At 47.9% G+C, this 18,806-nt stretch carries 10 protein-coding genes; 7 read left to right on the forward strand and 3 right to left on the reverse strand.

The window, feature by feature from the left end:
• Positions 1–324 precede the first annotated feature (324 nt).
• The 4 genes from EG028_RS01395 (at position 325) to EG028_RS01410 (ending at position 8,441) form a co-directional block, all read left to right on the forward strand.
• On the forward strand, positions 325–3,465 hold the full coding sequence (locus tag EG028_RS01395; protein WP_120514249.1) for a SusC/RagA family TonB-linked outer membrane protein: 3,141 nt from the start codon (positions 325–327) through the stop codon (positions 3,463–3,465).
• Between the two features lie 11 nt (positions 3,466–3,476).
• Positions 3,477–5,156: a RagB/SusD family nutrient uptake outer membrane protein gene (locus tag EG028_RS01400; RefSeq protein ID WP_120514250.1), complete on the forward strand. Its 1,680-nt coding sequence runs from the start codon at positions 3,477–3,479 to the stop codon at positions 5,154–5,156.
• Positions 5,157–5,194: 38 nt separating this feature from the next.
• The gene (locus tag EG028_RS01405; RefSeq protein WP_120514251.1) at positions 5,195–6,742 is read left to right on the forward strand and encodes a glycoside hydrolase family 76 protein; all 1,548 of its coding nucleotides are present in this window, start codon (positions 5,195–5,197) and stop codon (positions 6,740–6,742) included.
• Positions 6,743–6,890: 148 nt separating this feature from the next.
• Complete coding sequence (locus tag EG028_RS01410; RefSeq protein ID WP_120514252.1) at positions 6,891–8,441, forward strand: family 43 glycosylhydrolase; 1,551 nt, start codon at positions 6,891–6,893, stop codon at positions 8,439–8,441.
• Positions 8,442–8,794: 353 nt separating this feature from the next.
• Here the strand turns inward: EG028_RS01410 and EG028_RS01415 are convergent, their stop codons facing one another.
• Positions 8,795–9,430 carry a helix-turn-helix transcriptional regulator gene (locus EG028_RS01415; RefSeq protein ID WP_120514253.1) on the reverse strand — a complete coding sequence of 212 codons (636 nt, stop codon included), beginning with the start codon at positions 9,428–9,430 and terminating at the stop codon, positions 8,795–8,797.
• 138 nt (positions 9,431–9,568) lie between these two features.
• Between EG028_RS01415 and EG028_RS01420 the strand changes: the two genes are divergently transcribed.
• From EG028_RS01420 to EG028_RS01430, 3 genes are read left to right on the forward strand one after another with little or no spacing between them, the layout of a single operon-like run.
• Positions 9,569–10,717: an efflux RND transporter periplasmic adaptor subunit gene (locus EG028_RS01420; RefSeq protein WP_120514254.1), complete on the forward strand. Its 1,149-nt coding sequence runs from the start codon at positions 9,569–9,571 to the stop codon at positions 10,715–10,717.
• Positions 10,718–10,719: 2 nt separating this feature from the next.
• Entirely contained in the window at positions 10,720–13,872 is a 3,153-nt protein-coding gene (locus EG028_RS01425; RefSeq protein ID WP_120514607.1) for an efflux RND transporter permease subunit, read from the forward strand.
• 19 nt (positions 13,873–13,891) lie between these two features.
• Positions 13,892–15,277 carry a TolC family protein gene (locus EG028_RS01430; protein ID WP_120514255.1) on the forward strand — a complete coding sequence of 462 codons (1,386 nt, stop codon included), beginning with the start codon at positions 13,892–13,894 and terminating at the stop codon, positions 15,275–15,277.
• A 197-nt stretch (positions 15,278–15,474) separates the two neighbouring features.
• Here EG028_RS01430 and EG028_RS01435 read toward each other — a convergent pair whose 3' ends face one another.
• On the reverse strand, positions 15,475–17,643 hold the full coding sequence (locus tag EG028_RS01435) for an alpha-galactosidase (RefSeq protein ID WP_162946191.1): 2,169 nt from the start codon (positions 17,641–17,643) through the stop codon (positions 15,475–15,477).
• A 130-nt stretch (positions 17,644–17,773) separates the two neighbouring features.
• Positions 17,774–18,802, reverse strand: coding sequence for a right-handed parallel beta-helix repeat-containing protein (locus tag EG028_RS01440; RefSeq protein WP_123864499.1), 1,029 nt, complete (start codon positions 18,800–18,802; stop codon positions 17,774–17,776).
• Positions 18,803–18,806: the final 4 nt, after the last annotated feature.

Genomic DNA, 18,806 nt, shown 5'->3' on the forward strand with positions numbered 1-18,806 from the left:
ATCAGCAGGCCTGCTTTGAATGAAAGTGTTTGCAGAAGTAAAAACAGTTTATAAAAAGGAATAATCAACTTCTTTACGAATCTACGGATTAAACCCGTCCTCCACAAGCCTGTAGCCGCCAGCATGGCTCCGGCTGTACGATAGTGGCAAAAAAATGTATGATACGGCATGCCATATCACCCGCAACCGGCAAAAAACAGGTACATAGGGGCTGATTAAATGCATGTAAGGACAAACCTCACGGCACAGCTTTTCCCAACTTTGTAAAAGAAGAACACCACGATATCCCTTCAGTTCTAATCGCTACGTAAAAAACATCCACGCATGAAACGAACATTTACGGGTCGCAACGCCTTTATCCAACGGTGGCTTTCCGCCATCGGCTTTCTCCTTATTTTCCTAATACCGTTACAGTTGCTTGCCGCCGACCATACCATCACCGGCCAGGTGACCGACGCCGACAACGGGCAGCCGGTGCCCAATGTGTCCATTTTGATTAAGGGCACCCAAAAGGGCACCCAAACAGACCAAACCGGCCACTTCTCCCTCTCAGTGCCGGATACTGCCACGCTGGTTGTTTCTTTCATAGGGTATGAACGCCAGGAAATACCCATAGCGGGCAAAGCTGTCCTTAATATACAATTGCGGGTAGATGCCAGGGTGCTGAGCGATGTGGTGGTAATGGGTTATGGTACGCAAAAGCGCACCTCGCTGACAGCCGCGGTGGCCACGCTGAACACGGCGGATGTTGCCAATAAGCCAGTGGTAAACCTAACCAATGGCGTGGTGGGCCGCGTGTCCGGCCTTATCGCTACCCAGGGTTCCGGCGAGCCGGGCTTCGACGGGTCTAACATACAGATTCGCGGTGTGGGTTCCATCGGCAGCACCGCCCCCTTGCTTATTGTTGATGGGGTACCGCGCGATTTCAGCCGGTTAGACCCCAACTCTATAGCAACGTTTACCGTCCTGAAGGATGCCGCCGCCGTAGCGCCCTACGGGGTAGCAGGAGCCAATGGTGTAATTGTTGTTACTACCAAAGCCGGTAAGGCCGGCAAGCCAACCCTGACCTATAATGGTTATTACGGCTTTCAAAACCCTACGCGGGTGCCACAGTTCGTTAACTCATACCAATATGCCCTGCTGCGTAATGAGGCCAATGCCAACGACGGCCAGCCCGCTGCGTACAGCGAGGAATCCATTCTGAAATTCAGGGATCATTCCGATCCGGATGGCCACCCTAACGGCCATCCGCTCAATGATATCATTAAACCAAACCGCCCCATCACTTACCACAGCCTATCGATGAGCGGCGGTAACAACGACTACCAATACTTTGCATCGGTCGGCTATCAACGCCAGGAAGGAATGTGGGGCACTACCTATCTGAATAAATATATGGCTAACCTAAGCATTACCGCGAACGTGACCAAGTCCACGAAAGTAAGCGTGTCCGCCAACGGCTATGTTGAAGACCAGCATTTCCCGGCCATCGGAGCAGGCAGTATCCTGGACCAGGCCATGCGCCAGGCTCCCACCACACCTGTTTATTATAGCAACGGCCTGTGGTCGGGCTATATCGGGCAATCGCTCATCGGCGAGATTTACCACAGCGGTTATCATCTCAACGAAAACAGCGCCCTTATGACCCAGCTGGCCATTGAACAGCAGTTGCCCGTAAAAGGGTTGAGCATAAAAGGAGTGGTGAGCTATGACAATGGCCCCGATCCGATCTTCGGTAACAGGACCTCCTTTCAGCGCGAGTACCGCACTCCCATCCCGTTCTGGAATGTAGACACCACCAAACGTCCATATGAATATGTAAAAGGAATACAGGGCAATTCAAAAGCCCAATTCTACGAAGACTTTTCAATGAACAAGGCACTCACCTATCAGGGGATGCTGAATTATAGTGGTCAATTTGGTAAAAGTAACGTGACCGGACTGGCGGTTGTTGAAAACCGTGTGGTCAAATACCAGACATTCCGTGCCCAGCGTATCAATTACAATCTGAACATCGACGAGCTCAACTTCGGCGGTCCGGCAGCTTCCGATGCCACCAACTCCGGCCTGTCCAGCGGTCAGCGCCAGCTGGGTTACGTTTACCGGATAGGCTACAGTTATGATAATAAATACCTCTTTGAGGCAGCCGGCCGTTATGATGGCAGCTACCTATTTGCACCGGGAAACCGTTTTGGTTTCTTCCCTGCCTTCTCAGCAGGCTGGCGCCTTTCCGAAGAGGCCTTCATGAAAGATCTCACCTGGATCGACAACCTGAAGATCCGTGGTTCCTGGGGCCAGTCCGGCGCTTATCCCAGCTCAGGCGGCAGCATTCAGACTTACCAATACCTAAGCCCTTACAATGTAACAGGCAACTCTGCGGTTATTGGCGGCAGCGCTACCCAGGGCATCAACGAAGCCCTGCAGGGCAATCCCGATATTACCTGGGAGCGGGCAAAGAAAACCAATGTTGGTTTTGAAGCAACGTTTTGGAGAGGGCTGCTGGGTATCGAAGCAGATTATTTCAGCGAAAAAAGATCCAATATGCTCGTGAGCATCGGTAACGCCCTGCCTGCAGAGTATGGCATCGGCACGGGCCTGATCAATGCGGGGGTTATGCAGAACAGAGGAGTGGATTTTACGGTAAGCAGCAGCAAAACTTTCTCCAATGGCCTGCGACTTGATGTAAAGGGTACTTTCACCTTTGCACGCAACAAGCTGCTGACTGTTTACGAAAACGATGCTACTTATAAAAATCCGAACCGCCGGCAAACCGGCCGCCCCAACGGTACCCAATTTGGGTTGCGGGCTATTGGCTACTTTCAGCAGGGCGATTTTGATGCGGACGGCAGCCTGAAAGACGGCATACCCGTACCCACTTTCGGAACCGTCAAACCAGGCGATATCCGTTACGAAGATCTACTCGGCCCCGAGGGGAAGCCAGATGGCAGGATCGACGCCAATGACATTGCCCGTATTGGATATTCCAACACGCCTGAAATCATTTATGGCCTGGAACCCCACCTGTCTTACATGGGATTTGACCTGGACCTTTTATTCCAGGGTTCAGGCAACAGTTCCCTGTATGTGAGCCAGTACTTTGTATGGCCTTTCCAGTCATCCGGTTCCGCTACCGTACTTGCATACGAAGACCATTGGACGCCCACCAACACCGATGCATTGTATCCGAGGATCACCGGGGCGCCTACCGCCAACAATACCCAGCAATCTTCCTGGTGGATGCGCAACACTTCCTACCTGCGCCTCCGCAGCGCGGAGCTGGGATACAGCTTCTCCTCCCGTACACTGAGGAATAGCATCCGCGGGCTACGCGTGTATGTATCAGGTCAGAACCTTTTTACCTGGACGCCGCGGATCAGGGAAATACTGGACCCGGAGAATAACAGCAGCAATATGAGCTACTTCCAGCAGCGGATCATCACCTTTGGTATTAATGCCACCTTCTAAAGCAATGCAAGATGAAAACAAAATACAGAACATACGCACATAATCTCATACTGGCAGTACTCCTGGTGAGCGCAGGCGCTTGTAAAAGAGACGGCTTCCTGAACGTAGACCCAAAGGGATCGCTCACCGATGAAAGCACTTTTGCCAGTGAAACGAATGCCGACCTTTTTATAAATGACGTTTACAACCAGATGCCGGATATGAATAATGAATCCCAGATACTGGACCAATGGACAGATAACAGCTGCGTGGGCGCCACCTGGATGACAGGCCAATCGCTTATACGTTCCAATGCTTTGAATCCTTCCAATGCTCCGAATGGCCCGGGTGGTATGTTCAGTTGGTCCGACAATTACAGCCGAATCCGCAAGTGCAATGTATTCCTGCAGCAAGCGGCAAAGTACCAGTCCAACTTCTCAGACGAATGGTATAAGCAACGCGTTGCAGAGGTGAAATTCCTTCGTGCGCTGTTCTATTCCTTCCTCTATCAGAATTACGGGGGCGTGCCGTTGATCTCCGTGCCATTGAACAACCAGGCTATGGGCGACAGCATTTTCATAAGCCGTTCCAGCCTCGATCAAACCCTGGCTTTCATAGAAGCAGATTGTGATGCCGCCGCAGCCGACCTGCCCACCATAGCTACTGCCAGCGGCCGTGCGACCAAAGGCGCTGCCCTTACGCTGAAAGCCGCGGTGCAGTTATTTGCTGCCAGTCCGCTGGTGAATACAACCAACGATGCCGCCAAGTGGGCCAAGGCGGCCGCTTCAAGCGAAGCAGTAATGGATCTGGATGTATACGATCTGTTCTCTGATTACAATGGGCAATTCCTCGCAGTTAATAACTGGAACGTGGAAACCATTTTCGCCAAAGGATATGCTGCGCCCAGCAAAGGTCATCGCAGGGAAGGCATGCAGGGACCTGTAATTGTCAGAGGCGTGCAACAAGCCTGGGGAAATTTTCAACCTACACAGAACCTGGTAGACGATTACCTGATGAATAATGGCAAACACATCACGGACCCTGCTTCCGGCTATGACCCACAGCACCCTTATGTAAACCGGGAGCCGCGCTTCTATGCCTCCATTGTTTATGACGGATCTACCTGGCAGGGCGATATATTCCAGTCACGCACAGGTGGCAATAACCAGATAGACCTGGGTTCTTCCAGCGACATCAGCAACACCGGCTATAACGGCAGGAAAACACTGGATGAATCTATCCTTGGCCAGACCAGCCTCGGTATTAACCCGGGAACATCCAATTATATTTTCTACCGCTATGCGGAAGTGTTGCTCAATTACGCCGAAGCGCAAAACGAAGCCGTGGGACCGGATGCGGGTGTGTACGCTGCCGTCAATAAGGTGCGCGACCGTGCAGGTATTCCCGGCCTGCCGGCCGGGTTGGGCCAAACTGAAATGCGCGTGATCATCCGCCGCGAGCGCAGAATAGAGTTGGCCTTTGAAGACAAGCGCTGGTACGATATCCGCCGCTGGGACATTACTACAAAAGGCGAAGCAGTGCTTACCCAGCCGCAATATGGGATGAGGATAACGCCCGGAGCTGGGGGAAACCTTTCCTACACAAAAGTGCCGGTTTTCAATAGCACGTTTTCCCACCACATGAACTGGCTACCCATTCCTCAGAGCGCCATCGAACAGAACAAACGGCTAACACCTAATCCAGGATATTAAAAACCCTTATAGAATAATTTAAACCCAAATTCCATACTATGAGCACATTAAACAAAAAAACAACAACCTGGATCCTCGGATTTGTTGGAATTTTTATTATGCTATCCGCATGTAAAAAGCCCGCTGAATTATACAAAGCCGAGCTTCTGGCCGGGAATATGGCCCCGATGGCCGTAAATCCAATAAACCCCGTGGCAAACGCGGACGCTGCCTACGAAGGTTTTCTGCAGGCATTCCTGGTTAGATCTGGCGGCCAGACCTACCTTGTAGACGGGATCAACAAGCGGGACAAAGCCTATTTCTGGGGTCAGGCATTTATGATCACCGGGCTGATCGACGCCTACGAGCGAAACCCGACAAATGCCCGCAGGCAATTGATCACAGATCTGATAACCTCCTTCCTGACTCAGGAAACACAGGACTGGTCCTGGAACTCCTGGACCGATGATATTGCATGGGCCTGCATTGCGATGATCCGCGCCTATAATGTGACCGGGAATGCAACCTACCGAACCGTTGCGGCCAACAACTGGAATTTCGCATTTAACCGGGGCTGGGACAATGTGGTAGGTGGAGGGCTCTGGGAAAATATGGACAAGCATACCAAAGCTTCGCTTGCCAATAATCCCATGATCATTAGTGGTATTTTTCTCTATGAAACGACGGGGGACGTCAACTATCTCAATAAGTGCAAACAAATTTATGCCTGGTTTAGAAGCAGCGGTATTTACAATACCAGCACAGGTGTCGTAAATGAAGCCATCGTAAATGATGGATCGATACAATATTCCGACAACTCTTACAATGCGGGTTCTTTTATCAACGCAGCTGCGTCATTATTTAAGCACACACAGGATGCACAATATCTAAACGACGCGATCCGCACAGCAGACCACGTTGTGGAAAAATGGGGCATAATGAACCAGGAAGCCGATGCTTGTGTACGCGGCATTGCCAAACTTGCCAGGGAAAACAATCTGGGGAGCCGATATAATCCATGGCTTGTTCGCCAATGTATCGCTGCCTGGAACAACAGGCGTACAGATTACAATATCTCGAACAACGACTGGCGTAATCCGACCCCAGCCGGCGAACAATTTGGCATGAACTGTATCAGCATGGTAACGGTTCTGAATGTTACCCCGGAACAGGAGATAGTTTCGGTCCCCACAGGAACCTACCGGCTGAACGCGCGTCACAATGGGTTAAGCCTGGATGCCGTCGCAGGCGGCACGGCTAACAACACCGCGCTGAACGCGTGGGGATATAACGGCGGCAGCAACCAGCGCTGGACGCTTGTGAGCCTCGGCGGTGGTTTCTACAGGTTACAGGGTGTAGGCAGCGGCCGGTCAATTAACGTTGCTGGAAATAGCGGTGATAACAATGCTGCCGTTATCCTGTGGGACTACAACGGTGGAGGCAATTCCAAATTTTACTTTTCTTCGCCCTCCCCCGGTTATTACAGCATGATATTCGTAAATTCCGGGAAAGCAGTAGATGTTGCTGGTACAGGCCAGGGGGCGGGTATCCTGCAATGGAAACCAACAGGCGACACTAATCAGCAGTGGCAGTTCGTCGCTCCGTGAAATCGGTCCAGTTCAACCGATAAGATGTTTGGGCACCCGCCACAGTAGATGCTATCTGAATGGCGGGAGAAAATTCTCCCGCTATTTTTTATATATTCCTGAGATAATGATACCGGCGTTGAAACGCAATTACAACAAATAAAGCAAAATGAATTTTAAAGGCTCTTTTTTTTCCTGCATTTTCTTTTCGATTTCTTTTACCTGTTATGGCCAGAATACCGCAAAGCACAAAAGTTCAGTTGACAACCAATATTGCGCTGACCTGCAAAACGGATACTTTTTAAATCCCATACTCAAAGGCAACTATGCCGATCCGTCAGTTGTCCGGGACGGCGATGACTACTACATGACCCATTCGTCTTTTGATAACGTTCCCGGTTTATTGATATGGCATTCGAAGGACCTGGTGAATTGGCAGCCGATCGCCAACGCGCTGACAGAACATGTAGGCGGCGTCTGGGCTCCGGACATTATCAAGCATAAAGGGCTGTTCTATATTTATTTTCCTGCAAACGGTACCAACTGGGTGGTAACGGCCAGTAATCCTGCCGGCCCGTGGAGCAAGCCAAAAGATATCAAGATCGGCGGTATAGATCCGGGCCATGTGGTTGCCCAGGATGGCAAGCGATATCTTAATATAGCCGGTGGGAATATAGTGCCACTGACTGATGACGGTCTCAGCGCAAACGGCCCGATGAAAAAGATCTATGAGGGATGGACATATCCGAAGGATTGGCACGTGGAATGTTTCTGCCTGGAATCTCCAAAGCTTACTTATTTTAATAATTATTACTACATGACGGTAGCCGAAGGCGGCACTGCCGGCCCGCCGACAAGTCACATGGTAGTATCCGCACGCTCTAAAACCCCATTCGGCCCATGGGAAAACAGCCCCTTCAACCCTATAGTACAGAGTTCAGGCCGGAGCAGCAAATGGGCGTCTACAGGTCACGGAACGCTGGTGGATGCTCCGGACGGCAGCTGGTGGATCATTTTCCATGGTTTTGAAAGGGAAAATAGGACCCTCGGTCGGCAGACGCTATTGCTGCCCATTACCTGGACAAAGGACGGTTGGTTCAAAGTGCCTGGCAATGCCGACCCAGCAGCGCCATTAAAAAAGCCGGCCGGCAAGGCGGTGTTACATGGAATTAAACTCTCCGACGATTTTTCCGGCAATAATCTTGGCCCTCAATGGAATATCATTAACAATGCAAACAAGGAAAATTTCATTGTTGGCGATGGTGCGCTAACCATAAAAGGAATCGGAAATTCGATAAAAAATACCCAGCCGCTGACCCTTATGCCCTCGAATAATTCCTACGAGCTTACCGTGAATGTAAGTTCCGGTACGAATGATGCAAAAGGTGGCCTGATACTCTACTACAACTCCCAGTATTACGCGGGATTGGAATTTGCCAATAATCGCATCTACCGTTTGCATAACAATGGCGAACGTAATGAAGTAGCAAACGCAATCAACCAGGATCATGTCTACTTACGGCTCAAAAATGACCACAATGATCTGCTCTATTACTATAGCCTGGATGGCGAGTCATGGAAAAGGATTGACTTTGTAGCTGAAATATCGGGTTATCACCACAATGTTTTATCCGGATGGGGATATCTTAAGCCGGCTATTTTCGCTACAGGCAATGGTGAGGTGAAGTTTAGGCGCTTCAAATACACTGGGCTCAATTAATCAATATCAGTTACTTATTCAAAATAAAGCAAGGCTGTGCCTGCAAAAGTACATTTTTTTCAGGCCGCTGGTGCACTCACCAGGTGCAAATATCGGGAAGGGTACAAAAGCCTGCTCATCGTTTTGCCCACTACCGGACAACTATGCTTTAATTTGGAAGCAGCGTACCCGGGCCATGCCAGTTGAAATCCACATTCTTCACCCCCGATAGAATATACAGCATGCAGTAATAGGTGAATCAGTCTTGACGTTGATAGAAGATAGTAGGCAAAAGAATGAAGGACGGTCAAAAAGGAAAAAGTATTTGGACACTTCCTAAAAATGATCCGATTCAACCTGCATTTCCCGACTCGTCAAAACGGCTTTTCCGAGATACGGTAAGCACATCTTCTGGCGCCGTAAACGATGTGGTCGAGCCTTTGAATATAAACCCCCTGGCCAAGAACGGTTTGAAAAGTGAGCAGTTCGGATCTGCAAAAATTCTGGCAGGCTGTGGCCGCGGCACATATAGGACAATGGTTCTCGATAAGCAGGAAACCGTCTCCTTCCTTTTCATATTCAGCCATATATCCTTCGTTATCTCTTATCCTGGCCAAACAGGCAACCTTACTTTCAAGATCAGTAGCACCTTCCATTTCTTTCGAATATTTTTCAATACCTTCCTTGGTATTGGCTTCGATCACTGCATCCAGGGCCTGCTCACCTAGTGTCTCTCGTATCTTTTCTATTATTTTTAAGGTCAGATCTGCGTGCTTGTCTGAAAATCGTGCATGGCCTGCGCTGGTAAGTGACCATATCTGCTGTGGTCTACCCCTGCCTTTGGATTCTGTAATGGCATTCACAAGTCCTTCATTAGACAGCTTTAACAGCTGAAAACGCGCTCCTTCCGTGGTTATTTTCAACGCTTCTGCTATTAAGGCAAGCGGTTGCGGCCCCTTTGTTTTTAAAAACCACACCGTTTTATCCGTCTCAGCAATGTTATTTTTCATAATAAACAAAGTGTTTATTTGGTTTAATAGTTAAAGTTATTATTTTTGTACTGAAATTCAAAATACAGATAATACTTCTTATACAACTCCTCTCCGGTCTTGCTGCCCGTTCAATAACCTGACTTTAAATTTTGATATATGCTTTTACTTATTTCGCGATTTCAAACATTGATTATTACTACGGCAACCTTGCTGACAATATTTTCCTGCGGTAACGGGAATGAACAGGACCAGAATAGTGCGGAACAACCACAGGACTACCCGGTAATGACCTTAAAATCGCAAACCGCAAATGTACATTCCGACTATCCGGCTTCCTTGCAGGGAGTTAAGAATATAGAGATAAGGCCGAAAGTGGAAGGATTTATAGAACAAATTTTTATCGATGAAGGTGCTGCCGTAAAAAAAGGGCAATTGTTATTTAAAATACATGCGCCACAATATGAGCAGGAAATGCGAACAGCGGGCGCATCTATAAAAAGCGCCGAAGCTGAAGTAGGTTCCGCAAAAATGCAGGTGCGCAAAGTAGCGCCCCTCGTTGAAGAGGAAATAATAAGTGAATACGAACTTGAGGCCGCAAATTTCTCTTTGCAAAATAAGGAAGCCATGCTGGCCCAGGCAAAAGCAAGTCTTGCCAACGCTCGTTCAAACCTTGGGTACACGACCATCCGCAGCCCAGTGGACGGTGTTGCCGGCGGCATCCCTTTTAAAACCGGGAGCCTAGTTAGTAGCGCTTCTTTAGAACCGCTGACAACTATCTCCGAGATCAGCGAAATATATGCATATTTTTCATTTAATGAAAAGCAGTTTCTTGATTTTTCCACATCATTTACTGGAAAAAATATCGCCGAAAAATTAAAACATTTACCGCCTGTTTCGCTTATTCTGTCCAACAGTACGGAATACGAAGAGAAAGGACGGATTACGACGGTCAACGGGCTGATTAACCCGGAAACGGGATCTGTCAATTTCAGGGCAACTTTTCCAAATTCATCCGGGCTCATAAGAAGCGGCGGCAGCGCAATAGTGCGCATACACCGGCAACTGCCGGATGCGATACAGGTTCCGCAAAAAGCCACATATGAAATGCAGGGAAAAAGGTTCGTGTATGTAGTAGACGCTTCCGGCACCGCAAAAAGCACGAAAATATCCATCCTGGATATTCCTTCCGGGGATTCTTTTATAGTGCTCGACGGTGTTAAAGCCGGTGATATCATTATTTCGGAAGGGGTTGGGAGTTTGAAAGACGGAATGAAAATAAAATCGCCCACCTTATCAAATAAATAATGATGTTAAAAAAATTCATAGAAAACCCTGTATTATCTACAGTTATATCGGTTATCATAGTAATACTGGGCTTGTTGGGCTTATTCTCTCTTCCCATTACCCAATATCCTGACATTGCCCCGCCTACCGTGGAAGTAACGGCTTCTTACCAGGGGGCGAATGCCGATGCGGTGATGAAGAGCGTGATCATACCGCTCGAAGAACAGATCAATGGCGTGCAGCATATGACCTATATGACCTCGAAGGCGAGCAATGACGGAACGGCAGTCATCACCATTATTTTCAAACAGGATGCCGACCCGGACATGGCCGCGGTGAATGTACAGAACAGGGTCAACAAGGCGATCAGCCTGTTGCCTGCGGAAGTAGTGAAGGCTGGCATCACTACAACGAAAAGATTAAGCAGCGAAATATTCAGTTTTCTTTTATTCAGCGAAGGCGGAAAGTTTGATCAGAAATTCCTGGAGAATTATTTAAGGATAAATGTAGTGCCGCAGCTAAAGCGCATCAACGGCGTAGGGGACGCACTTTTATACAGCGGACAGGAATACAGCATGCGCATCTGGCTGAAACCTGATGCGATGGCAGCTTACAAATTAATACCCGGAGATATTATCGAGGCTTTAGCAGAACAGAATATTGAGGCCGCTCCGGGTAAAATAGGCGAAAACAGCCGGCAGTCCTTCCAGTATACCTTAAAGTATACCGGACGTTTGGAAAATGCCGGACAGTTTGCTGATATTATCCTCCGCTCAGCCGGAAATGGCCAGGTATTACGCCTGAAAGACGTTGCCGATGTGGAACTCGGCGCATTTTCCTACACCAGTACCACTACGGCGCAGGGCTGGCCCGCTCCTTATGTTTCCATTAATCAGTCTGCCGGATCAAACGCTCACGAGATCATTAATCAATGTGAAAAAATATTGGACGATGCCTCTAAAAGTTTACCGGAAGGAGTGAAATTCACTGTTTACACCAATGCAAATGATTTTTTGAATGCTTCTCTCGACAAACTGATGCACACCATTATCGAAGCCTTTGTACTGGTATTTATCGTGGTATTTATTTTCCTGCAGGATTTCAGATCTACGTTGATACCCGCCATTGCTGTTCCCGTGTCGCTTATCGGCACATTTTTCTTTCTTAAACTTTTTGGGTTCACCATCAATCTGCTCACCCTGTTTGCCCTTGTGTTGTCGATAGGCATCGTGGTAGATGATGCCATTGTGGTGGTGGAAGCCGTGCATGCCAAAATAGACCAGGGTTCACGCTCCGCTAAAAAGGCTACGATTGACGCTATGCGCGAGATCAGTACGGCCATCATATCCATTACTTTAGTGATGGCGGCTGTATTTGTGCCGGTAACATTTATTACAGGCTCGGTGGGCGCTTTTTATAAACAGTTCGGCCTTACGCTGGCCGTGGCTATTTTTATTTCAGCCATCAATGCTTTAACGCTCAGCCCTGCCTTATGCGCCATTTTTTTAAAGCCGCACGATAATTTAAATACCGGCGGCAAAGGATGGTTAAAGCGCTTTCACCGCGGGTTCAATACGGCTTTTACCGCGTTAACAGATCGATACGCCGGTGCCGTTAAGTTCTTAATAAGCAAGAAATGGATAGCGCTGGCAGGAATGGTTGTTTTTGGCCTTCTGTTCTGGATAATGGCAACCACCACGCAAACAGGCTTTGTGCCAAACGAAGACAGCGGTTCCATTTATGGAAATATTATCCTTCCCCCTGCAGCATCCCTGGAGCGCACTGAATTGATCGGGCGAAAGGTAGACAGTATCGCAAGGGCAATGCCCGAAGTGGAACTTTCATCCGTCGTTTCAGGCATGGACCTGATCAGTGGAACTGGCGGATCATATGGCGCAGTGTTCATAAAACTCAAACACTGGCGCGAGCGTACCCAAAAGGGCCAGGATGTCAACAGCGTGGTAGAACGACTATTTGAACAAACTGCGAGCATCAAAGAGGCCAATATTATATTTTTTGCCGCCCCCACCCTTCAAGGTTTCGGGAATAACAACGGTTTTGAATTTCAGCTTCAGGACAAGACGGGTGGCGATTACGGATCATTCGAAGCAGTTATCGTAAAGTTCATGGAAACACTGCAAAAAAGACCCGAGATCATGTATGCCACCACGCCCTATAATACCAATTTTCCAAGATACGAAGTAAGTATAAACATTGCCAAGGCGAAAGAAGCCGGCGTTCCGGTGAATACCATACTGCAAACATTGCAGGGGTATTTTGGAGGAATTTACGCCTCCGATTTTAACCAATTTGGCAAACAGTATAAAGTGATGATACAGGCGGATGCCATATACAGAAGCACTACAGCAGATATTGACAAGATATTCGTACGAAATAACAATGGCGCGATGGCGCCCATATCCGGGTTCATCGCTCTGAAAAAAACATATGGACCCGAATTCATCAACCGGTTCAACCTATATAATTCCGCATTCGTGAACGGCGCTCCGAATAGTGGTTACAGTTCAGGCGATGCGATAAAGGCAATACAGGAAGTGGCAGAAAAAACATTACCTAAAGGTTACGGGTACGAATTTTCGGGTTTAACCCGCGAAGAGATACTGAGTGGCGGGCAAACGGCGCTTATTTTCATTTTATCTATCGTGTTCATTTATTTTTTACTGAGTGCGCAATATAAAAGCTATATCGTACCTTTTTCCGTACTGCTTTCTCTTCCTGTAGGATTGGCAGGCGCATTCATTTTCGCAAGGATATTCGGCATAGACAATAATATCTTCCTGCAGATCAGTCTTATCATGCTTATCGGCCTGCTAGCAAAAAATGCCATCCTTATCGTCGAATTTGCATTGATGCACCGCAGGAACGGCGAAGACCTCGTGCGCGCTGCCATCAACGGCGCAACTGCAAGGTTAAGACCGATCCTGATGACCTCCTTTGCTTTTATATTCGGATTACTGCCGCTCATGCTCTCTAGCGGCGCAGGTGCTTTAAGCAATCGTTCCATAGGAACGGCGGCCGTGGGAGGAATGCTTATAGGAACCGTGTTCGGCATATTGATCATACCTGTATTATTTATTGTATTCCAGTCACTGCAGGAAAGGATTTCAGGCACTCCGGCCCAAATACGCGCTGCTTTCGAAGAGCCCGGCGTGTAATCACTTTTAAAAGAACATCATGAAAAAAATATATCAATGGGCGGCTTTTCTGGCAATGATCTTAACGGTTTCCTGCCAGGTAGCCAAAACGTACCAACGGCCCATTACGGATACAAATGAATTATACCGCGATAGCGTGCCGGAAGACAGTATAAGCATTGCCGGTATACCGTGGCATTCTTTTTTCGCAGATACCTTGCTTCAGAAATTAATAACAAAAGGACTGGTACGGAACCTGGATATGAAAATAGCCGTTACCAGAATCGATGCTGCGAGAGCAACTTTTGAACAGAGCAGGTCGGCTTTTTTGCCAGGTATCAATTTAAATGCAGGCATAACCCAGTCGAAGCTGTCCTTCCCGCAGGGCTTCGGCATCATTTCATCGTCCACTCAATACGACCTGGGGATCAGTGCGGGTTGGGAAGCCGATATATGGGGCAAACTAAAGAGCTCAAAACGTGCCGCGTTTGCCACACTATTAAAAAATGACGCAGCTGCAAGGGCTGTAAAGACCCGTCTTGTCGCAGATATTGCAGCAAACTATTACAGGCTCCTTGCCCTTGACGCGCAATTGATAATTCTGGAAAGAACAGTTTCGAACAGAAAGGAGGATGTGGAAACCGTTAAAATATTAAAAAATTCCAATGTAGTGAACGGGGCTGCCGTTGTGCAAAGCGAGGCTGGTGTATATGAAGCTGAAATTGTCATCCCGGGAATTAAAAAATTGATTCGGGAAACGGAGAACGTATTAAATGTTTTGCTGGCCAATCATCCCGGAGAAATTAAAAGAAGTACCATTGCTTCCAGGCAAACCGATGTCGATATGAAAACGGGCATTCCGTTACAACTTCTCCAAAACAGGCCAGACGTCATGGAAGCGGAGTACGCTTTTCGGGAATTCTTCGAAAATACCAATATTGCACGTGCTTACTTTTACCCGTCACTTACTATTACTGCCGCGGGAGGTTTTTCCAGTTTTAAACCCAGCGATTGGTTCACACCCGCAGGATTGTTCGCAAACATAGCGGGCGGACTTGTACAGCCCGTTTTTAATAAAGGCATCAATAAATCCAGGCTGGCAGTTGCTCATGCAAACCAGCAGGAAGCGTTGCTTGGTTTTCAAAAAATATTGTTCGTTGCCGGGCAAGAAGTTTCCGATGCTTTATATTCTTATCAAACCGCAGTTGAGCAGCAGGTAATCCGCACCAAACAAATAACTTCCCTGGAAAAATCAGTCGATTTTACTGAAAAATTGCTACGGTACAGTTCCGCTACCAATTATACGGACGTGCTTACATCGGAACAAAATTTGCTGACCGCGCAGATCCAGGGAGTCAATGACATGCTGCTGCAATGGCAGTCCGTCATCAGCCTTTACCGCGCTTTGGGAGGAGGTTGGAAGTAGTCAATACAAATATCATGCATGCGTTTTCAGACCTTGCACAAACCTGCTCAAGCCTGCGGACAATAGGATTATCATCATCATAAGTCCGGAAAGCCAGCAAAAGAATTCCGCTTATTGAAAAAGTCCCGGTAAAAACCGGGACTTTATACACACAGGAATATAAACTGGCAGTTGCCAGTGATTTTAGGCGATGACCGTTACAGCACTTTTTCGATCGCCAATACCTTTGCTGTATAGACCGTAGGGATGAATATTTTAATTCCTTCGTCCATCAACCTTGCTCCGCTATAGATCCCTGTTACTTTACCTTCTTCATGTGAATAAATTCTATATTTCGCGTTCCTTTCCACACACGGCACTTTAAACGTTCGCGTTTGATCCGCGGAATTGTTCCTGTAAAAGAACAGGATGCCCCCGCCTTTTTTTGTATTGATGCGATAACAACCGTCCCAGTTGCTGTCCGTAGGCCGGTCGAAAATATCGTAGAGCTGCCTGTATTGCGAGAATTGGTATTTCCTTTCCATTTCCCTGAACCAGCTATTCCACTTTCCGTAAAATGCTTTTGCTTCTTTGGTCAGCTTCCTCGGATCCCCCACCATCAAAGCAGATGCGGAAGCCATGGAAAAATATACATACCGGTAGTTGGGGAAATCCATAAACTGGTTGCCGATCAGCAGCGTATTGGCAGGTACTACTCTGGACCTGTCGTAGTTCATCTGCCGGATAGAAATGGGCCCTGCGGGCGGCGGAAAATCGAAATTGGTAAGCCAGTCATAATCTGCATGCTGCACCAGCGCATAATCTATCGAATTATACCTCCCCCATACTTCAAAAGTGCAATCCAGCAGAAGATCGGGAAATTCAGCATGCAGCTCATCCATCAGTTGCAAATCCCGTTCGTAGAGCACCCACAACGAGCTTTCCCTGTCCTTATACAGTTTCGAAGGATTCGATTCATAGTCGCCCCACCTGTCGAGATCATGTACATAGGCTGAGTGCGCCACGGAAAGATCAAGCTTAATATAGGAAACGCCCCACTCGTTTACATATTTCCTGATCGTTTCCTTCATATGGTCATAATATGGTGAGCCTAGCGACATGGTGCGCATGCCGCTGTTCCAGTTATCGCCATCTTCTTCATAATTATCGTCGTGAAGGTTGGCGGGCCGTCCATGCTTATCCTTGATCAGCCATTGGGGATGTTGTTGGGCCACTTCACTTTTGGCGTGTACGCCTGAAATTGTAAACCAGACCCCTACCCGCATGTTTTTTTGACGGATGTAGTCACAAACCGGTTTCATCCCCTGCGGGAATTTGGAGGAATCCGCATTAAAGTCACCACTTCTCTTGTACCAGCCGGCATCGATAATAAACAGGTCTGTTTCCGTACCTGCAAGACTATCCACGCATTCTTTCAGCAATTTCTCATTGATGTTGGCAAAAAAGGGCTGCCAGGTATTGTACATGAAAAAAGGCGCTTTTTTTTGCTGAAAAAGTTTAACTCCCAGTTTTTCCCGTATGAAATCCTGGTAGGATTCTTCAAAAAAATCCTGCCATTTAGGCGTTTGCAGGGTATACATAAAAGTTTGCGGACTGGCGAAAGTGTCTGCCGGCGCCAACCATTTTTTAAAGGGATAAGGGTCCGTTATGAGCGATAAACCCAAAGAAACAGTACCAGGCGCCGAATAAATCTCGGTCCTTTTCAGCACGCTGGGGCTTTCGTTCCCTAACAGTACGCCCTGCCTGACATTGGGGTTATACAACAATACAGCGGCATCGTTGTAATCGCCTTTGTATGGCACCCGTGTGAGATTGGTGCCAAAATTCGCATATACCTCGTTCATGTAAGTGTTCGCCACTTCCAGCTGGAGCCGTTCGATGTCCAGGTTTGTCAGCGGTATTTCCCGGGATGAAGTATTGACGAGTTTTATCCGTTTCCTGACAAGGGGGATATGATCGTAAATGATGTAAGTGAGGATAACGTCCAGTTTCGCACCCGGGCAATACAGCTGCACGGTCAACGTTTGCTCGTCATTACTGCGAATGCTTGAATGTCTTTTGTAGATGCAATCCTTGCCGGTTATGCGCTGATCACCTGCCATGCATAAAAATTCCTCAGTGTCCTTTTTCACATAGTTCTCACCACTGCTTTTATTGACAAAAGCAATCGTGCAAAATCCCTCCTTCGCCGGGTTGAACCGGAAGGTCCTGCGCACGAGCCCGTTTTCGATAGAAAACGTATCAGCGGTAGCGACCGCTTCTTCTTTTTGCGTGATAAAAACGGATGGGGTAACACTTTTCCTTTTAGGAACGGTGTCGGTTTTCCACGGAAAAGAAGCGGTAGGAAGCTCATGCGGTTCTGGCATGGAATCACCTGCATAAAGCACCTGATGGAATATCGTATATGCTAAAAAAAAAAAAAAGTGCCTGAAGAATCGTAACATAATTTGACTTTAACTGCCTGTTAACTGATCTTTATTCGCCTTCCTTAGCTTTTTAATCCGCGTTAAACTCAAAGGCACCGATATCCGGTTTCCGTGAGGGTTTGAACGCAACACCGCAGTAATCGGAACGAACGACATCACTTTTGAAAAGCCGCCTTATATCGAGACCTGCGTCGATCAACGGTGAGCCTTTCTTTATAAGGTACCCGCTTATACATAATGATTCACGGGTATACCCTGTTGATGGGAAGCCACCGTTGCCTGTCAGCTGCGGGTCTGCGAACATGCCGGTCTCCCTGCCTTTCAACATTTCATGCCCGCTGTTTTTCCGCCACTGATCAAAACTAAGACAGCCGCCCGCACGAAAGTTGCCAGCGGGTGACCAGTAAGCATTGTTGATAAAACGTATATGCCTCGAAGGATCGTCTTGCCAGTAACCGCTTATCAGTATACCGTAAAACTCGTTTTCAAAGGTTTCGCAATTTTCGATCAGAACGTCGTTGAAACCGCTTTTGCTTTTATCTACAGCCGTCCCTCCTACGAAAATGCCCTGCCCGGAAGGGTTCTGCATTCCAACAATTTCACCTTTCAGTTTTTTGATATCCCTTCCAAAACCGCTCGCCGAAATATTTTTTATCCTTACATAGCTCAACCGGCGGTCGCCCGGCAGTGAATTGACGACGGCAATGCCGCTGCCATCGTTGGTATCGCTACCATCTCCCTTCACCACCAGGTTTTCCACCGATATGCCTTCTGTGTTCATCGCCAGCAAAGCCGTTCCCAATCCGGCATATATAGTGGCCCTGCCTTCTCCATAGGAAGCTATTCTTACAGGATTAGCCCCTGTTCCCGCATCAGTTTCATCCAGCAATATGTTGCCATCGAATATTTCTCCCCCTTTGAAAAGAAGCTGATCACCTGGCTTAAGCATAAGCTGGTTGGTCCTTCCGATGGTCCTGAATGGCTGTTGAATTGTCCCGGGGTTTTCATCATGACCATTTTTCGAGACATGATAAATGCGCTGCGCGGGGAGCTCCAACGCAATATGGACGAAGATGATCAAGCATACTGCTAGCCGCATACAT

The organism is Chitinophaga barathri (assembly GCF_003807585.1).
GTDB classification, from domain to species: domain Bacteria; phylum Bacteroidota; class Bacteroidia; order Chitinophagales; family Chitinophagaceae; genus Chitinophaga; species Chitinophaga barathri.